The organism is Vibrio tetraodonis, assembly GCF_003350295.1.
GTDB lineage: Bacteria > Pseudomonadota > Gammaproteobacteria > Enterobacterales > Vibrionaceae > Vibrio > Vibrio tetraodonis.
Genome location: NZ_QLYY01000007.1, coordinates 43,010 through 59,647, shown reverse-complemented (window position 1 = coordinate 59,647; position 16,638 = coordinate 43,010). Strand labels below are relative to the sequence as shown.

Annotated in this window: 15 protein-coding genes; 9 read left to right on the top strand and 6 right to left on the bottom strand. The window is 43.3% G+C overall.

Annotation, left to right across the window (positions count from 1 at the left end):
* The first annotated feature begins 21 nt into the window (after positions 1-21).
* The 7 genes from sfsA (at position 22) to panC (ending at position 5,977) form a co-directional block, all read left to right on the top strand.
* Positions 22-735 carry a DNA/RNA nuclease SfsA gene (gene sfsA / locus DPF90_RS04055; protein WP_114784951.1) on the top strand — a complete coding sequence of 238 codons (714 nt, stop codon included), beginning with the start codon at positions 22-24 and terminating at the stop codon, positions 733-735.
* 139 nt (positions 736-874) lie between these two features.
* Positions 875-1,321, top strand: coding sequence for an RNA polymerase-binding protein DksA (gene dksA / locus DPF90_RS04050; RefSeq protein ID WP_114784949.1), 447 nt, complete (start codon positions 875-877; stop codon positions 1,319-1,321).
* Positions 1,322-1,390: 69 nt separating this feature from the next.
* A complete protein-coding gene (gene gluQRS, locus DPF90_RS04045) occupies positions 1,391-2,281 on the top strand; it encodes a tRNA glutamyl-Q(34) synthetase GluQRS (protein ID WP_114784947.1) in 891 nt (296 codons plus the stop codon).
* 112 nt (positions 2,282-2,393) lie between these two features.
* Positions 2,394-3,764 carry a polynucleotide adenylyltransferase PcnB gene (gene pcnB / locus DPF90_RS04040; protein ID WP_114784945.1) on the top strand — a complete coding sequence of 457 codons (1,371 nt, stop codon included), beginning with the start codon at positions 2,394-2,396 and terminating at the stop codon, positions 3,762-3,764.
* Positions 3,761-4,243, top strand: a complete 483-nt coding sequence (folK, locus tag DPF90_RS04035; protein WP_114784943.1) for a 2-amino-4-hydroxy-6-hydroxymethyldihydropteridine diphosphokinase — start codon at positions 3,761-3,763, stop codon at positions 4,241-4,243. Before pcnB ends, folK begins: the two co-directional genes overlap by 4 nt.
* 25 nt (positions 4,244-4,268) lie before the next feature.
* Positions 4,269-5,063 (top strand): 3-methyl-2-oxobutanoate hydroxymethyltransferase, encoded by a 795-nt coding sequence (gene panB / locus DPF90_RS04030; RefSeq protein WP_114784941.1) that lies wholly within the window; start codon positions 4,269-4,271, stop codon positions 5,061-5,063.
* A gap of 11 nt (positions 5,064-5,074) precedes the next feature.
* Positions 5,075-5,977 carry a pantoate--beta-alanine ligase gene (gene panC / locus DPF90_RS04025; protein ID WP_114784939.1) on the top strand — a complete coding sequence of 301 codons (903 nt, stop codon included), beginning with the start codon at positions 5,075-5,077 and terminating at the stop codon, positions 5,975-5,977.
* Positions 5,978-6,048: 71 nt separating this feature from the next.
* On the opposite strand, the gene DPF90_RS04020 is transcribed toward panC, so the two are convergent.
* On the bottom strand, positions 6,049-6,819 hold the full coding sequence (locus DPF90_RS04020; RefSeq protein ID WP_114784937.1) for an ABC transporter permease: 771 nt from the start codon (positions 6,817-6,819) through the stop codon (positions 6,049-6,051).
* Position 6,820: 1 nt separating this feature from the next.
* Positions 6,821-7,735 carry an ABC transporter ATP-binding protein gene (locus tag DPF90_RS04015; RefSeq protein ID WP_114785252.1) on the bottom strand — a complete coding sequence of 305 codons (915 nt, stop codon included), beginning with the start codon at positions 7,733-7,735 and terminating at the stop codon, positions 6,821-6,823.
* Positions 7,736-8,065: 330 nt separating this feature from the next.
* Between DPF90_RS04015 and can the strand changes: the two genes are divergently transcribed.
* Positions 8,066-8,725: a carbonate dehydratase gene (can, locus tag DPF90_RS04010; RefSeq protein WP_114784935.1), complete on the top strand. Its 660-nt coding sequence runs from the start codon at positions 8,066-8,068 to the stop codon at positions 8,723-8,725.
* Between the two features lie 70 nt (positions 8,726-8,795).
* Here can and hpt read toward each other — a convergent pair whose 3' ends face one another.
* Positions 8,796-9,326 carry a hypoxanthine phosphoribosyltransferase gene (gene hpt, locus DPF90_RS04005; protein ID WP_114785251.1) on the bottom strand — a complete coding sequence of 177 codons (531 nt, stop codon included), beginning with the start codon at positions 9,324-9,326 and terminating at the stop codon, positions 8,796-8,798.
* A gap of 303 nt (positions 9,327-9,629) precedes the next feature.
* Between hpt and DPF90_RS04000 the strand changes: the two genes are divergently transcribed.
* Complete coding sequence (locus DPF90_RS04000) at positions 9,630-10,235, top strand: LuxR/HapR/OpaR family quorum-sensing transcriptional regulator (protein WP_114784933.1); 606 nt, start codon at positions 9,630-9,632, stop codon at positions 10,233-10,235.
* 120 nt (positions 10,236-10,355) lie between these two features.
* Here the strand turns inward: DPF90_RS04000 and lpdA are convergent, their stop codons facing one another.
* The 3 genes from lpdA to aceE form a co-directional block, all read right to left on the bottom strand.
* Positions 10,356-11,786 carry a dihydrolipoyl dehydrogenase gene (lpdA, locus tag DPF90_RS03995; protein ID WP_114784931.1) on the bottom strand — a complete coding sequence of 477 codons (1,431 nt, stop codon included), beginning with the start codon at positions 11,784-11,786 and terminating at the stop codon, positions 10,356-10,358.
* A gap of 253 nt (positions 11,787-12,039) precedes the next feature.
* Entirely contained in the window at positions 12,040-13,926 is a 1,887-nt protein-coding gene (gene aceF, locus DPF90_RS03990; protein ID WP_114784929.1) for a pyruvate dehydrogenase complex dihydrolipoyllysine-residue acetyltransferase, read from the bottom strand.
* A gap of 19 nt (positions 13,927-13,945) precedes the next feature.
* On the bottom strand, positions 13,946-16,615 hold the full coding sequence (gene aceE, locus DPF90_RS03985; protein ID WP_114784927.1) for a pyruvate dehydrogenase (acetyl-transferring), homodimeric type: 2,670 nt from the start codon (positions 16,613-16,615) through the stop codon (positions 13,946-13,948).
* Positions 16,616-16,638 lie beyond the last annotated feature (23 nt).

Below are 16,638 nucleotides of genomic sequence, written 5' to 3'. Positions count from 1 at the left end.
TGTACATAAATCCAGCCTCAAATGAAGTTTGAACCTCAATTACAACCCGCTGTATTGATTAAACGCTACAAACGTTTCCTTGCTGACATCCGTTTAACCGATAATGAAGAGACTACCATACACTGTGCAAATACTGGTGCCATGACAGGCTGTGCAACAACTGGAGATACCATTTGGTATTCAACGTCTAGCAATACCAAGCGTAAATACCCGCATAGCTGGGAGCTAACCCAAACCAATCAAGGCGACACAATTTGTGTAAATACGGCTAGAGCGAATCAACTCGCAGTAGAAGCGATAGAAACAGGCATGATCCGCGAGCTAACAGGCTACGAACAGCTCAAAACAGAAGTTCGATACGGCGATGAAAATAGTCGAATTGATATTCTACTCACATCAAGCGAGCACCCAAGCTGCTATATAGAAGTAAAAAGCGTGACATTACTTGATGAAGCTCATCAAGGCCAGGGATACTTTCCAGATGCGGTAACCACTCGTGGACAGAAGCACCTGAGAGAGCTCACAAAAATGGTTCAAAATGGATACAGAGCAGTACTTTTATTCACAGTTTTGCATTCTGGTATTGAAAAAGTCTCTCCTGCACACCATATAGACCCACAATATTCAAAATTATTGAAGAACGCACAAGAACAAGGCGTTGAAATACTGTGTTATGCAGCACAGCTTTCAAATACTGAGGTAAAACTAGTAAAACCTATTCGTTTCATTGGTTAAGAGAAAAAATGGTGTCATCTTCACATTGACAGCAAGTTTACTCTAGAGTGTTTGCCTCACTTTGTTCTTTTTGCTATAGATAGCCGCCTTAAAATCCAACTGCGAGCGCAGTGGATCAGGTGTAAGTAGGAGATGCTGCATGCCAGAATCAAAGAAAAAAGCGCTAGGCATCCTAGCCATTGCAGGGGTTGAGCCATATACAGAGAAAGCTGGTGAAGAATATATGTCACCAGAGCAGTTGGCTCATTTCACGAAAATTTTGACCGCATGGCGAAACCAGCTCAGGGAAGAAGTTGATCGCACTGTGCATCACATGCAAGATGAAGCTGCGAATTTTCCAGATCCCGTAGATCGAGCCTCTCAAGAAGAGGAGTTCAGCCTAGAACTTCGTAATCGCGACAGAGAACGTCGCCTTATTAAGAAGATTGAAAAAACGCTTAATAAGATTGAAGAAGACGAATTTGGTTTCTGTGAATCTTGTGGAGTCGAAATCGGTATTCGTCGCTTAGAAGCTCGCCCAACTGCTGATTTATGTATTGACTGCAAAACTTTAGCAGAAATTAAAGAAAAGCAAATGCAAGGCTAGCAGTATAAGCAACACGAGTAATAGAGGGAGCAATTGCTCCCTTTTTGATTTGTTAGAAAAGAATATCAGATGACTTATATTGGCCGTTTTGCTCCCTCACCTTCAGGTCCACTGCACTTTGGATCTCTTGTCGCTGCACTAGGAAGCTACTTCCAGGCAAGATCTCAACGAGGTAAATGGCTGGTGCGTATTGAAGACCTCGATCCTCCAAGAGAAGTGAAAGGTGCGTCCGATCTTATTTTACGTACTTTAGAAGCTTACCATCTTGATTGGGATGATGATGTGGTTTATCAAAGTCATCGTCATGCCCTTTATCAAGCACAATTGGATAGCTGGTTAAATTCCGGCCAAGCATACTACTGTAAATGTACACGCAAGCAAGTTAAAGCTATGGGCGGGTTTTATACTGGAAATTGCCGCGATAAAAAGTTAATAGACGATGGTAACTGCGCCATTAGATTGCTTATGACACATCCAGTTGAAAGCTTTGATGATAGGAAACATGGCCAATTTTCCGTTCCTCCCGAGCTTGCACGAGAGGACTTTATTGTTAAGCGCAGAGACGGTCTATTTGCCTATAATCTAGCAGTGGTGATTGATGATGTTGCTCAAGGCGTGACCGAAGTGGTGCGTGGCGCTGATTTAATTAAGCCGACGGGCAGACAAATAAGTTTGTATCATATTCTTAATCAACCACTCATCAATTACATACATTTACCGTTAGCTACAGATAATTCGGGTCAAAAACTGTCCAAACAAAATCACGCACCAGCCATTGACCTAAATCAACCTAAACCCACTTTAATCGATGCAATGCAATTTTTAGGTTTTGAATTAAATAAGGAAATTAAGCAGAGTAATGTGAGAGAGATCATTGATTGGGGTATCGCAAACTGGAGAATTGAACAACTACCAGATGCAACTGAAATAACACCGCGATTCTCAAATAGCTCACTGTAGGCTATCATTAGCCGCGAAATTAGCCCGAATAGTGTAAACGGAACCATAAGCCAGGCCAAAATAGGCACACTCGAGTACTGGTGATGAGAGCCGCCAGAAATACGAGTAATTGATGCAGATGAATAAAAACGACCAAACACCAAATAAAAACGACGTCTTTCCAGAGTTATCTCTGAACGTCATCACACGCCAAGAACATAACATTTCTCGTAAACACATTAGTGATAACGCGCTTAAGGTGTTGTATCGACTTCATGGCGCTGGTTTTGAGGCCTTTCTGGTCGGCGGCGGTGTAAGAGATTTATTACTAGATCAAAATCCTAAAGATTTTGATATTGCCACCAATGCAACGCCGGAAGAAATACGCCAGCTATTCAAAAATTGCCGCCTGATCGGTCGCCGCTTTCGTTTGGCACATATTATGTTTGGCAGAGACATCATTGAAGTGGCGACCTTCCGTGGTCACCACCAAGAAACCACAAAAAATGTCTCGCAGCAGTCAAAAGAAGGCATGCTTTTACGCGATAACGTTTATGGCACCATAGATGAAGATGCTGAGCGTCGTGATTTTACAATCAACGCTATGTATTACAACATAGGTGATTATTCCATCCATGATTACGCAGGTGGGCATGAAGACCTTGAAGATAGACTGGTTCGTCTGATTGGCGATCCGCAGACTCGCTATCGTGAAGACCCTGTCCGTATGCTGCGTGCGATTCGTTTTGCTGTGAAGTTAGATTTCGATATTGAAGAAGATACAGCGGCACCGATTGAAGACATGTCGCACCTATTGCAAGACATACCTGCTGCACGCTTATATGAAGAGTCTCTCAAAATGTTACAGTCTGGCTATGGATTAGAAACTTACCATCTGATGCGTGAGTACAATCTCTTCCAACAATTATTTCCTCTAATTGCCAGTGACTTCACGCAAGACTATTCGTCAAAAACTGAGCAAATGTTGGATTTAGTCTTAGATTCTACTGATATACGAATAGAACAAGGCAAGCGTATAAACCCTGCGTTCATGTTCGCCGCTATGCTTTGGTACCCTCTTCTTACACGCGCTGACATGCTAATGGCTAAACGTAAGCTATCTGAATACGATGCTATTATGGAAGCGAGCAACTATATTCTCGATGAACAAGTACGTACCATCGCCATACCTCGTCGCCATACGGCAACAATTCGAGAAATATGGCAATTACAACTTCGCCTGCCACGAAGAAACGGTAAGCGAGCTTTTCGATTGATGGAACTCAACAAGTTCAGGGCTGGCTTTGATTTCCTCGAAATGCGAGGAGAAATAGAGACTGGCGAAACCGAACAACTCGCCAAATGGTGGCAGACATTCCAAAATGCGGGACGCGAAATGAAACAAGCTATGGTCTCTGATTTAGAGTCAGACACACCAGAGCAAGGTAAAAAGCGTCGTCGTAAGCCATATCGTAACAAAAAAAACAAGGTTTCATCTTCATGACTACGGTCTACATCGCTATTGGGAGCAATTTATCTGATCCAATAGCGCGAGCAAACAATGCAATTGACGCGCTTAAAGAGTTACCGGAATCTGAGTTTATCAGTAGCTCTTTGCTATATACGAGCACGCCTATGGGGCCACAAGATCAACCTGATTACATTAATGCCGTCGTCAAAATCCAGACACGATTAACACCAATACAATTGCTCGACTGCACACAAGTCATTGAGCTAGAGCAAGGACGTGTTCGTAAAGATGAACGCTGGGGACCTCGCACTTTGGATTTAGACATTATTCTTTACGGCAATGAGGTGATTGATTCTGAGCGTCTAACCATTCCTCATTATGGGATGAAAGAGCGCGAGTTTGTACTCTACCCACTGGCTGAAATTGCCCCAAATATCACTCTCCCGTGTGGGACCAGACTAGATGACTTGCTATCAGTTGTCTCGAAAAACGGTCTGCGTGTTTGGCAATAATAGCCAAGCCCTGAAAGGAAAAATCATGAAAAAAGTTACCATATCTGACCTGATGAAATGGAAGCAGGAAGGTCGTAAATTTGCTACTTCCACCGCCTATGATGCGAGCTTCGCCCAGCTGTTTGAAAGTGAAGAGATGCCCGTTCTTCTTGTCGGCGATTCACTAGGCATGGTGTTACATGGCGCTCCTGATACATTACCAGTTACAATCGAAGATATCGCCTATCATACCCGTTGTGTAAGAGCAGGTAGCCCAAATTGCCTATTAATGGCTGATATGCCATTCATGAGCTACGCAACACCTGAACAAGCTTGCGATAGTGCAGCTAAGTTAATGCGAGCTGGGGCCAACATGGTCAAAATTGAAGGGGGAGATTGGCTGGTCGATACCGTAAAAGTATTAACACAACGTGCGGTACCTGTATGTGCTCATCTGGGGTTAACACCACAATCAGTCCATATTTTTGGTGGATTTAAAGTACAAGGGCGTGAGCAAGACAAAGCGGAACGAATCGTCCGTGATGCCATTGCGCTACAAGAAGCAGGAGCTCAAGTAATTCTATTGGAATGCGTTCCTAGAGAGCTAGCGGCTCGTATCACAGATATCTGTGATGTTCCTGTTATCGGTATTGGTGCAGGTAATGCCACGGACGGACAAATCCTAGTTATGCATGATATGTTCGGTATATCGGCAAACTACATGCCTAAGTTTTCAAAGAACTTCCTTGCTGAAACTGGAGATCTGCGTAAAGCGGTCGCCATGTACAAAGACGAAGTTGAACGTGGTACTTTCCCAAGTCAAGCCCACACCATTGCGTAAGGAGCGAACTAATGCAAACTTTTGCTGAGATTGCCACACTTCGTGAGCAAATCAAGCAGTACAAACGTGATGGCCGTAGCATTGCCTTTGTGCCAACTATGGGTAATTTGCATGAGGGCCACTTAACTCTAATGCGTAAGGCTCGCGAGCATGCTGACATTGTTGTCGCGAGTATTTTTGTGAATCCTATGCAATTTGAGCGTAGTGACGACTTAAACAACTATCCTAGAACACTCGAAGATGATTTAAGCAAGTTAGCTAATGAAGGCATAGAAGTTGTCTTTACGCCGACACCCGATGTCATTTACCCAAACGGAACAGACAAACAATCTTTTGTCGATGTGCCTGGACTGTCAAACATCCTCGAAGGCGTTTCTCGACCGGGGCATTTTCGCGGTGTTGCAACCGTAGTGACCAAGTTGTTCAACATTGTTCAGCCTGAAGTTGCATGTTTTGGTGAAAAAGACTTCCAACAGCTCGCTGTTATTCAAAAGATGACTGAAGATTTGGCACTGGATATAAAGATCGTCAACGTGCCTACGGTTCGCGAAATGGATGGCCTTGCCATGAGCTCTCGCAATAATCTATTAACCATGGATGAGCGCCAGCGTGCACCTGTTTTGGCTCGCACCATGCGCTGGATAAGCAGCGCGATACGCGGTGGGCGTGACGACTATGCCTCAATTATCGAAGATGCAAGCGATCAGCTTCGCGCCGCAGGTCTCCAACCTGACGAAATATTTATTCGCGATGCAAACAGTCTAGGTGTGGTAAGTACAGAGACTACTCAAGTCGTTATTTTAATGTCAGCGTTTTTGGGGCAAGCTCGTCTAATCGATAATCAAGTTGTCGATCTGATAACTGATACCAAAGAAGAAGCCAATGTAGAATCGCCCTCCGAAAGCGCCGAATAACTTGAATAAAACGGACTAAATTCTTTAAAAGGTTGGGCAAATATCCCAGCCTTTCCTTTTGCCACAAAACACTAACTTCTTATTCCAATTCCCTTGGTAATTAGGTAGTGCGCAACAGAGTATAGTAAAATCACAAATACAGCTAATACGCTGAATGACTCTACAATTCCGACATCGGAAATACCCAAAAATCCATAACGAAATGCATTGACCATATATACGATAGGATTAATTTTCGACACTCCCTGCCAAAACTCAGGCAACAAGCTGATCGAGTAAAACACACCACCTAGATAAGTAAGTGGAGTCAAGACAAAAGTTGGGATAATTGAGATATCATCAAATGTTTTTGCATATACAGCATTGATTAGGCCGCCAAGCGCAAAAACAATTGACGTCATAAATACGGTAAGAAAGATAATACCCCAATGATCGACTTGTAAATCCACAAACAGCAGCGAAACCAAGGTGACAATAAAGCCAACCAATAACCCCCTAGTAACCCCTCCCATCACATAGCCAAATATAATCACATAATTGGGCACAGGCGCGACTAGAAGCTCTTCAATATTTTTTTGAAGCTTGGCGCTAAAAAATGACGAAGCGACATTGGAATAAGAATTGGTGATCACTGACATCATAATGAGGCCTGGAACAATATACTCCATATAACTAAAGCCATTCATTTCACCAATTCGCGAGCCGATTAAACGACCAAAAATAATGAAATACAAACTCATAGTGATAGCAGGAGGCACTAGTGTTTGAACCCAGATTCGAGTAAATCTATGTACCTCTTTACCCAAAAGGCTACAAAAAGCGGTCCAATATAGACGATACATATTACTGCTCTCCCTGCTGAACAATGTTGACAAAAAGTTCTTCCAGGCGATTGGCTTTATTTCGCATCGATAAGACCTTGATACCCTGATCGGTTAATTGACTAAAAATTCTGTTTAAACCCTGCGTTTTTTCTATTTCAATTTCTAGCGAGCCATTTTGTAAACGGTGACTAACTACCCCTTCTAACCTAGGCTCTGTCGTGCCTTCCTCTAAATCCAAAATAAAAGTTTCAACATCAAGCTTACTCAATAAGTCTTTCATCGTGGTGTTTTCAATCAGTTCGCCTTTATTGATAATGCCAATATTTCGACATAGCATTTCCGCCTCTTCGAGGTAGTGCGTGGTGAGAATAATAGTGATACCTTGTTGATTAATTTTCTTAAGGAACTCCCACATAGAGCGACGAAGCTCGATATCTACACCAGCAGTAGGCTCATCTAAAATCAATAATTTAGGCTCATGAACTAAAGCTCTTGCAATCATCAACCGTCTTTTCATGCCTCCCGATAAGTAGCGAGCACGTTCATTTCGCTTATCCCATAACTCGAGCTGAGTTAGATATTTCTGCGCTCTTTGTTTGGCAAGTGCACGAGGAACACCATAATACCCTGCTTGCTGCAGGAGAATCTGTTCTACGGTTTCATACGGATTGAAATTAAACTCTTGAGGGACCAAGCCCAAATTCTGTTTGGCCAATTCAAGGCTTTGGTCAATGTCATAGCCAAATACCCTTACCTTGCCAGATGTTTTATTTACCAGAGATGAAATCACACCAATAGTGGTTGATTTTCCGGCACCATTAGGTCCAAGAAGAGCATAAAAGTCTCCCTCAGTCACATTGAGACTGATGCCTTTCAGCGCCTCTAACCCACCCGAATATGTTTTACGAAGCTGTTCTATTTCTAATGCGTACATAGTATTCACTGCTAATAAAAGGTCATATGTCTTGTGGTAGAAGTATTGGAAAAGTAAACCGACAAAAAGAGTGGCCAAAGACTTCCTAATCACCACAGCTGCCACTGAGTTTATCGCCGAACATCTGTATACACAACCATTATTTCGAATAAATTAGAAATATAGAATATATTTGAAAAATAACTCTAAAAGACAGGAAAAAGCCCTTAAACCCTTTATTTAACAGGGTTAAGGAGACATCAGATGAGTCGAGGATGAGTACAATTTAGCAGGAATGGCGACCGAACATTGTGTATAGTGGAGCAAGGTTCGTAGAGGAAAAATTGTAAAATGCCGGAAATAAAACAGCTTTTTGAAAACAACTCAAAGTGGTCTGAATCCATTAAGGCTGAACGACCAGAGTACTTTGCAAAACTAAAAGAGGGACAGAATCCCGACTTTCTCTGGATTGGCTGTGCTGATAGCCGAGTTCCAGCCGAGCGCCTTACTGGCTTATATTCAGGTGAGCTCTTCGTACATAGGAATGTAGCTAACCAAGTCATTCACACTGATCTTAACTGTTTATCAGTGGTGCAATATGCAGTTGAAGTGCTTAAGGTCAAGCATATTATTGTATGTGGTCACTATGGTTGTGGTGGCGTCAACGCTGCAATCGACAATCCTCAGTTAGGACTTATCAATAACTGGCTACTTCATATTCGCGATAACTACCATAAATACAAACACCAAATCGAATCTCTGCCACGTGATCAGTGGGGGGACAAACTGTGTGAAATTAATGTTGCTGAACAAGTCTATAACCTAGGGAACTCGACCATATTGCAAGGAGCTTGGGAACGTGGTCAAGAGATCGAAATCCATGGCGTTGTGTATGGTATAGGTAATGGTAAATTACAAGACCTAGGCGTTCGTTGCTCTAGTCGCGAGTCTCTCGAGTCTGGACACCAAGAAGCATTGAATAAGATTTTAGCTTCACCTGTGCTGGGTTAAGCTTGCTTTGGCCGATATATAGCCCTGCCTATTGAAGTCAGGGCTGTTAACTGGCTTAAAATCAATCTATTTATTCCTGGGGAACCACTTTCCCTATATATGGCAAATGGCGGTAATTTTGTGCATAGTCAATACCAACCCCTACGACAAACTCATCAGGAATAGCAAAACCCACCCAGTCCACAGGAACTTCAACTTCACGACGTGAAGGCTTGTCTAAAAGGGTACAAATAGAAATAGACTTAGGTTCACGCAAGGACAATATCTCACGTATTTTATTGAGCGTGTTTCCTGTATCGATAATGTCTTCGATAATGAGTACATCTTTGCCTTTGATATCATCATCAAGATCTTTAAGGATTCTTACATCGCGAGAGCTTTCCATACTATTGCCATAGCTAGAAGCCGTCATAAAGTCGACTTGATGCGTTAATTCAATCTTTCTCGCCAAATCGGCCATAAACACAAATGAGCCTCGCAGCAAACCGATAAGTACTAGATTTTCACTCCCTTGATAATGCGCCGTGATCTCTCTTCCTAATTCATTGACCCGATGTTGAACCTCTTGTTCAGAAATCATTACTTCTACTGTATGCTTCATATCAATCTCATTTTTCATTTAAAGGAAATTCATTAGGCAGGAATTCGGCACTAACCCAAGATTCAGGCACATATTTTATCATCACTATGTCACAGGTAAAACGTTTGCTTGATTAAAGGCTGCAATAAATATATGCAACTACATGATCTCAAGCACGGTATTAATAAAAATGATTATTAAATAAACTGAAATCGTTGACCTAATTGATATGCACCATTACACTCATACCTGCGAAAGCAATAATAATATTCTAATTAGGGCATAAGCCCATATATACAACTCAATTGGCAAGGAAATATAACTATGGATTCTATAGCTAAAAGACCGCGTACGCGCCTTTCTCCACAAAAACGCAAGCAACAACTAATGGAAATTTCACTAGAGGTGTTCGCTCGTCGTGGTATCGGCCGTGGTGGTCACGCAGACATCGCAGAAATTGCTCAAGTTTCTGTCGCAACCGTATTTAACTACTTTCCGACCCGTGAAGACTTGGTCGATGACGTGTTAAATTATGTTGTACGTCAGTTCTCTAACTTCCTATCAGACAACATTGATCTGGATATTCATGCGAAAGAAAACCTTCGTAACCTAACTTCTGCTATGGTCGATCTCGTGGTTAATGACTGCCACTGGCTAAAAGTATGGTTCGAGTGGAGCGCTTCAACGCGTGATGAAGTTTGGCCACTGTTCGTGTCAACAAACCGTACTAACCAACTGTTAGTTCAAAATATGTTTGTTAAAGCAATTGAAAGAGGCGAAGTCTGCGATACTCATGATCCTGCGGATCTAGCAACGCTATTCCATGGTATTTGTTACTCACTGTTTGTACAGGCAAATCGTACACAGGATGATGACTCAGTAAACCGCTTAACACAAAGCTACCTAGATATGCTTTGTATCTATAAATAAGCGTTAACTGAAGTCCAAGCCGAGTCCTGTTAGAGACTCGGCTTTTTTGTATCTGTGATTCATACGATACAAAAAAGCCGCTGATACTTCAGCGGCTATACAGTTGTGGCTAGAAGAAAATTATTTCTTCTTTTTCACTGCTTTTTTATTTGGCAGGTCAGTGATTGAACCTTCAAATACTTCAGCTGCTAGACCAACAGACTCATGTAGCGTAGGGTGTGCGTGAATGGTAAGAGCAATATCTTCAGCATCACAGCCCATTTCAATCGCTAGGCCAATCTCACCAAGAAGTTCTCCACCGTTGGTACCCACAATTGAGCCACCAATCACACGGTGAGTTTCTTTATCAAAGATAAGCTTAGTCATACCATCCGAGCAATCAGAAGCAATTGCACGACCAGAAGCCGCCCATGGGAAAGTAGCAACTTCGTACTTGATACCTTCTTCCTTCGCTTCTTTCTCTGTCTTACCAACCCAAGCAACTTCAGGCTCAGTGTAAGCAATTGAAGGAATAACTTTAGGGTCAAAGTAATGTTTCTTACCAGCAATAACTTCTGCCGCTACGTGGCCTTCATGCACACCTTTGTGAGCCAGCATTGGTTGGCCAACAATATCGCCAATGGCAAAAATATGAGGAACATTAGTACGAAGCTGCTTATCGACATTAATAAAACCACGCTCATCAACTTCAACGCCTGCTTTCTCAGCATCAAGTGACAAACCGTTTGGTACACGACCGATTGCAACTAGAACAGCATCGTAGCGCTCAGCATCCGCTGGAGCTTTCTTGCCTTCCATCGACACATAGATGCCATCGTCTTTCGCTTCAACTGCTGTCACTTTAGTTTCAAGCATCAGGTTGAATTTATCTTTAACACGCTTGGTGTAGACTTTCACGATGTCTTTATCTGCTGCAGGAATAACCTGATCAAACATCTCAACAACATCGACTTTTGAACCAAGAGATTGATAAACAGTTCCCATCTCTAGGCCTATGATACCGCCGCCCATGATAAGCAGCTTCTCTGGTACTTCTTTTAATTCTAATGCGTCAGTAGAGTCCCAAATACGTGGGTCTTCATGTGGAATAAACGGCAATTTGATTGGACGAGAGCCCGCTGCAATAATTGCATTGTCAAAATTAACAACCGTGGATTCACCCTCACCTTCAACCTGAATTGAGTTCGGGCCAGTAAACTTACCGTAGCCGCTAACAACCGTTACATTACGCATCTTAGCCATGCCACTAAGACCACCAGTTAACTGGTTAACGACTTTTTCTTTCCAAATACGGATTTTATTGATGTCAGTTTGTGGCTCACCAAATACAACGCCGTGATCTGCCATCGCTTTTGCTTCTTCAATCACTTTAGAAACGTGAAGAAGTGCTTTCGATGGGATACAACCCACGTTTAAACATACACCGCCAAGAGTGCTGTAACGCTCGATAAGTACGGTCTCTAGACCTAAATCTGCACAACGGAATGCAGCGGAGTAACCAGCAGGACCAGAACCAAGTACAACAACTTGGGCTTTAATTTCTTTGCTCATTTTGACCTCTTGTAGTCATTATCCCTAACAGGCGAGTGGGTATTGATTCTTATGTTTAAGAGTGGTTAGTTTTAAACAGTTATTTTCAGACCGCCAACAGTTTACAGAGATGTTAATGGTGTGAAAAGCAATTCCATTTAGCCTGTGAGCTAGCCGACAATTCAGCGAAGAAAACCTCTTGCCTCACTTAACTGTCAGATGTTTTAAGTAACAGAGGCGGCTCAAACAGCCGCCTCTAGGTAACAAATTTTGGTTAAAGAACCAAACGACGAATGTCTGACAGACAAGCGTTCAAGTAAGTGATAAAGCGAGCGCCCTCTGCACCGTCAATGACGCGGTGATCGTACGATAGTGACAAAGGTAACTGCAGGCGCGGTTCAAAGTCTTTACCGTTCCATACAGGCTTCATCTCAGACTTAGACACACCTAAGATGCCCACTTCTGGCGCGTTTACGATTGGGGTAAACGCAGTACCACCGATACCACCAAGGCTAGAGATGGTGAAACACCCGCCTTGCATGTCACCTGCTGTCAACTTACCTGAACGTGCTTTCTTAGATACCACCATTAGCTCTTCAGACAGCTCGTAAATGCCCTTCTTGTTCACGTCTTTAAACACAGGAACAACCAGACCGTTTGGCGTATCGACTGCAATACCTATGTTGACATACTTCTTCAGAATGATGCTTTCGCCATCCTCAGATAGTGAAGAGTTAAACGCAGGGAAAGCTTCTAGCGCTTTCGCTGCAGCTTTCATGATAAAGACTAGAGGAGTAATCTTCATTCCCGAATCTTTCTTCGCTTCGATCGCATTTTGTTCTTTACGAAAGGCTTCTAGCTCGGTGATATCAGCATTGTCCCACTGTGTAACATGAGGGATCATTACCCAGTTACGATGCAGGTTTGCGCCTGAGATCTTCTTAATCTTAGAAAGCTTCTGTACTTCAGTTTCACCAAACTTGCTAAAGTCGACTTTTGGCCATGGTAGTAGGCCAAGTGCAGAGCCATCACCTTGGCCTGATGCAGCGCCTGCACCGGACTCAAGACGCTTGAGTGCTTCTTTCACGTATGACTGCACATCTTCTTTAAGGATGCGACTCTTACGACCAGTACCCTTAACCTTAGCTAGGTTAACGCCAAACTCACGAGCAAGACGACGAACGACAGGAGATGCATGCGCATACTCATTATTCTCTTGGAAGTCACCTGTTGCGGCTGGAGCTGCAGCCGGAGTCTCTACTTTTGGAGCAGGTGCTACCGCTTGAGCTGGAGCTGGAGCTGGAGCTGAAGTAGCAGCAGCTACAGGGGCTGCGCCAGCAACCTCAAAGACCATGATCAGAGAGCCAGTCGATACTTTATCACTGGTTGAGATTTTGATTTCTTTGATAGTCCCTGCAAATGGGGCAGGCACTTCCATAGAAGCTTTATCGCCTTCAACAGTGATAAGAGATTGCTCTTCTTCCACTGTATCACCGACAGCAACCATGACTTCAGTTACTTCAACTTCATCGCCACCAATATCTGGGACATTCACTTCTTTTACTGCAGAAGCTGTCGGTGCTGCAGCAACTGGCGCATCTGCCACGACTGGCGCTGATACTGCACCAGAACCAGCGACCTCAAACACCATGATCAGAGAACCCGTTGTAACCTTATCACCAGTTGCAACCTTAATCTCTTTTAGAGTACCAGCACATGGTGCAGGTACTTCCATCGAAGCTTTGTCACCTTCAACAGTCAGAAGAGATTGCTCTTCTTCAATGCTATCACCAACGGCAACCATGATTTCAGTTACTTCAACTTCATCACCGCCAATATCAGGCACATGAACTTCTTTCAGTTCAGATGATGCTGGAGCAGCCGCAGGCGCTTCGGCAACAGCTGCAGGGGCAACGTCTGCTGCACCGTCTTCAGAGTCAAATACCATGATCAGCGAGCCAGTCGATACCTTATCACCCTCAACGACTTTAATTTCTTTAACAATACCCGCTGCCGATGCTGGAACTTCCATAGAAGCTTTGTCACCTTCAACAGTAATTAGAGACTGTTCTTCTTCAACCTTGTCGCCAACGCTTACAAGAATTTCAGTAACTTCAACCTCATCCGCACCGATATCTGGTACATTAATTTCGATTGCCATTTCTTATCTACCTTTCTAATTAAGCGTACAACGGGTTAGTTTTCTCAGTATCGATATCGAACTTTTTGATCGCTTCAGTGATCGCTGACTTATCAACTTTACCCTGCTTTTCAAGTTCTGTTAGCGCTGCAACAACAACGTAGCCTGCATTCACTTCAAAGTGACGACGAAGATTTTCACGGCTATCCGAACGACCGAAACCATCAGTACCAAGAACTTTGAATGATTCAGAAGGCATAAATGCTCGAACTTGCTCTGCATAGTTCTTCATGTAGTCAGTTGCAGCAATTGCCGGCTCTTTACCCATTAGTTTGGTAATGTAGGGTACTTGAGCTTTTGCTTCAGGATGTAGCATGTTAAAGCGCTCTGCTGCTTGACCATCACGAGTTACTTCATTGAAAGATGTTACCGAGTAAACATCAGACGCAATACCGTAATCATCGCTCAAGATTTGCGCCGCTTTGCGCACTTCATTCATTATGGTACCAGAGCTCATTAATTGAACTTTACCTTTACCACGCTTACCTGAATAGCTTTCAAGTTTGTAGATACCCTTACGGATACCCTCTTCCACACCTTCTGGCATTGCTGGCATTGCGTAGTTTTCATTCATCAGCGTCAGGTAATAGAACACGTTTTCTTGCTCTGGACCGTACATGCGACGAATACCATCTTGCATGATGACTGCAACTTCGTAAGCGAAAGTTGGGTCGTAAGAAATACAGTTAGGTACCGTATTTGCCATAATGTGTGAGTGACCATCTTCGTGCTGTAAGCCTTCACCATTAAGTGTTGTACGACCGGCAGTCGCACCAAGCAAGAAACCACGTGATTGTTGGTCACCAGCCATCCATGCCATATCACCTACTCGTTGGAAACCAAACATTGAGTAGTAAATATAAAATGGGATCATTGGCAGATCGTTAGTGCTGTATGAGGTCGCTGCAGCAACCCAAGAAGCCATAGAACCTAGCTCATTGATACCTTCTTGAAGTACTTGGCCCGAGGTTGCTTCTTTATAGTAAGAAACAACACCTCGGTCTTCAGGCGTGTATTCCTGACCGTGTGGGTTATAAATACCGATTTGACGGAATAGACCTTCCATACCAAAGGTACGAGCTTCATCACATATAATTGGAACAATGTTTTTACCAATGCCCTTATTCTTCAATAGAATATTTAAGGTACGAACGTAGGCCATTGTGGTAGAGATTTCACGCTTTTGTTCACTCAACAAAGGACCAAACTCTTCGAGTTCAGGTAGCGCGAGTTCTTGAGTAAATTTAGGCAGACGCTGAGGTGTATAACCTTTAAGTTCTTTACGACGAGCATGCAGATATTCGTACTCTTTTGAGCCTTCATCTAGCTTCAGATATGGCAAATCTTTGACAGCTTCGTCAGTCAATAGATCTTGTAGGCCTAAACGGTCACGCATATGCAGAACATGAGTCATGTCCATTTTCTTAACCTGGTGAGCAATATTCTTACCTTCAGCTGCATCACCCATACCATAGCCTTTAACTGTTTTAGCTAAAATAACAGTTGGACGACCTTTAGTCTGCTCAGCATTTTTGTACGCCGCGTAAAGCTTAGATGATTCATGACCGCCTCGCTTAAGCGCAAAGATTTCATCATCTGTCATGTCAGCAACAAGTGCAGCTGTCTCTGGGTACTTGCCGAAGAAGTGCTCACGAACATACGCGCCATCTTTAGCTTTGAACGTTTGGTAATCACCATCAATTGTTTCGTTCATTAATTGAAGTAACTTGCCTGTGGTATCTTTAGCCAGTAGAGAATCCCAGTTGTTACCCCAAATAACTTTGACCACGTTCCAGCCAGCACCTTTAAACAAGCCTTCAAGCTCTTGAATGATCTTACCGTTACCCATTACAGGGCCATCTAAACGCTGTAAGTTACAGTTGATCAGGAAGCAAAGGTTGTCCAGCTTTTCACGAGCCGCGAAAGAGATAGCACCACGTGACTCTGGCTCATCCATCTCACCATCACCTAGGAAGGCATAAACGCGCTGCTCAGAAGTATCTTTAAGACCACGACCATCTAAGTATTTAAGGAAGCGAGCTTGATAGATAGCAGAAATAGGACCTAGTCCCATGGAAACCGTTGGGAACTGCCAGAACTCAGGCATGAGTTTAGGGTGTGGGTAAGAAGGAATGCCTTTCCCATCCACTTCCTGACGGAAGTTATCGAGTTGCTCTTCAGTTAAGCGGCCTTCAACAAAAGCACGCGCATAGATCCCCGGAGAGATATGACCTTGGTAATAAACTAGGTCACCACCATCTTTTTCGTTAGGTGCACGGAAAAAGTGGTTGAAACATGTTTCGTAGAATGCAGCAGAAGACTGGAAAGACGCCATATGACCACCTAGGTCAAGGTCTTTCTTCGATGCACGTAAAACGATCATGATTGCATTCCAGCGAATGATGGAACGAATACGACGCTCAATGGTTGTGTCACCTGGGTAAGCGGGTTCTTGATCTGCTGGAATCGTATTGATGTAATTCGTTGTGACTCCAGTTGGCATGTCAACACCGTCTAGACGTGCTTTGTCTAGAACTTGCTCTAGTAGGAACTGAGCACGCTCTACACCTTCTTCACGTACCACTGACTCAAGGGCCTGTAACCATTCTTGAGTTTCGAGTGCATCTACGTCATGCTTCATATCAGACATGGCGATCTATCCTTCTGTTGGTT

Coding starts and splice junctions, on each gene's coding strand:
- sfsA (WP_114784951.1), top strand. CDS start 22: ATGAAGTTTGAACCTCAATTACAACCCGCTGTATTGATTAAACGCTAC.
- dksA (WP_114784949.1), top strand. CDS start 875: ATGCCAGAATCAAAGAAAAAAGCGCTAGGCATCCTAGCCATTGCAGGG.
- gluQRS (WP_114784947.1), top strand. CDS start 1,391: ATGACTTATATTGGCCGTTTTGCTCCCTCACCTTCAGGTCCACTGCAC.
- pcnB (WP_114784945.1), top strand. CDS start 2,394: ATGCAGATGAATAAAAACGACCAAACACCAAATAAAAACGACGTCTTT.
- folK (WP_114784943.1), top strand. CDS start 3,761: ATGACTACGGTCTACATCGCTATTGGGAGCAATTTATCTGATCCAATA.
- panB (WP_114784941.1), top strand. CDS start 4,269: ATGAAAAAAGTTACCATATCTGACCTGATGAAATGGAAGCAGGAAGGT.
- panC (WP_114784939.1), top strand. CDS start 5,075: ATGCAAACTTTTGCTGAGATTGCCACACTTCGTGAGCAAATCAAGCAG.
- DPF90_RS04020 (WP_114784937.1), bottom strand. CDS start 6,819: ATGTATCGTCTATATTGGACCGCTTTTTGTAGCCTTTTGGGTAAAGAG.
- DPF90_RS04015 (WP_114785252.1), bottom strand. CDS start 7,735: ATGTACGCATTAGAAATAGAACAGCTTCGTAAAACATATTCGGGTGGG.
- can (WP_114784935.1), top strand. CDS start 8,066: ATGCCGGAAATAAAACAGCTTTTTGAAAACAACTCAAAGTGGTCTGAA.
- hpt (WP_114785251.1), bottom strand. CDS start 9,326: ATGAAGCATACAGTAGAAGTAATGATTTCTGAACAAGAGGTTCAACAT.
- DPF90_RS04000 (WP_114784933.1), top strand. CDS start 9,630: ATGGATTCTATAGCTAAAAGACCGCGTACGCGCCTTTCTCCACAAAAA.
- lpdA (WP_114784931.1), bottom strand. CDS start 11,786: ATGAGCAAAGAAATTAAAGCCCAAGTTGTTGTACTTGGTTCTGGTCCT.
- aceF (WP_114784929.1), bottom strand. CDS start 13,926: ATGGCAATCGAAATTAATGTACCAGATATCGGTGCGGATGAGGTTGAA.
- aceE (WP_114784927.1), bottom strand. CDS start 16,615: ATGTCTGATATGAAGCATGACGTAGATGCACTCGAAACTCAAGAATGG.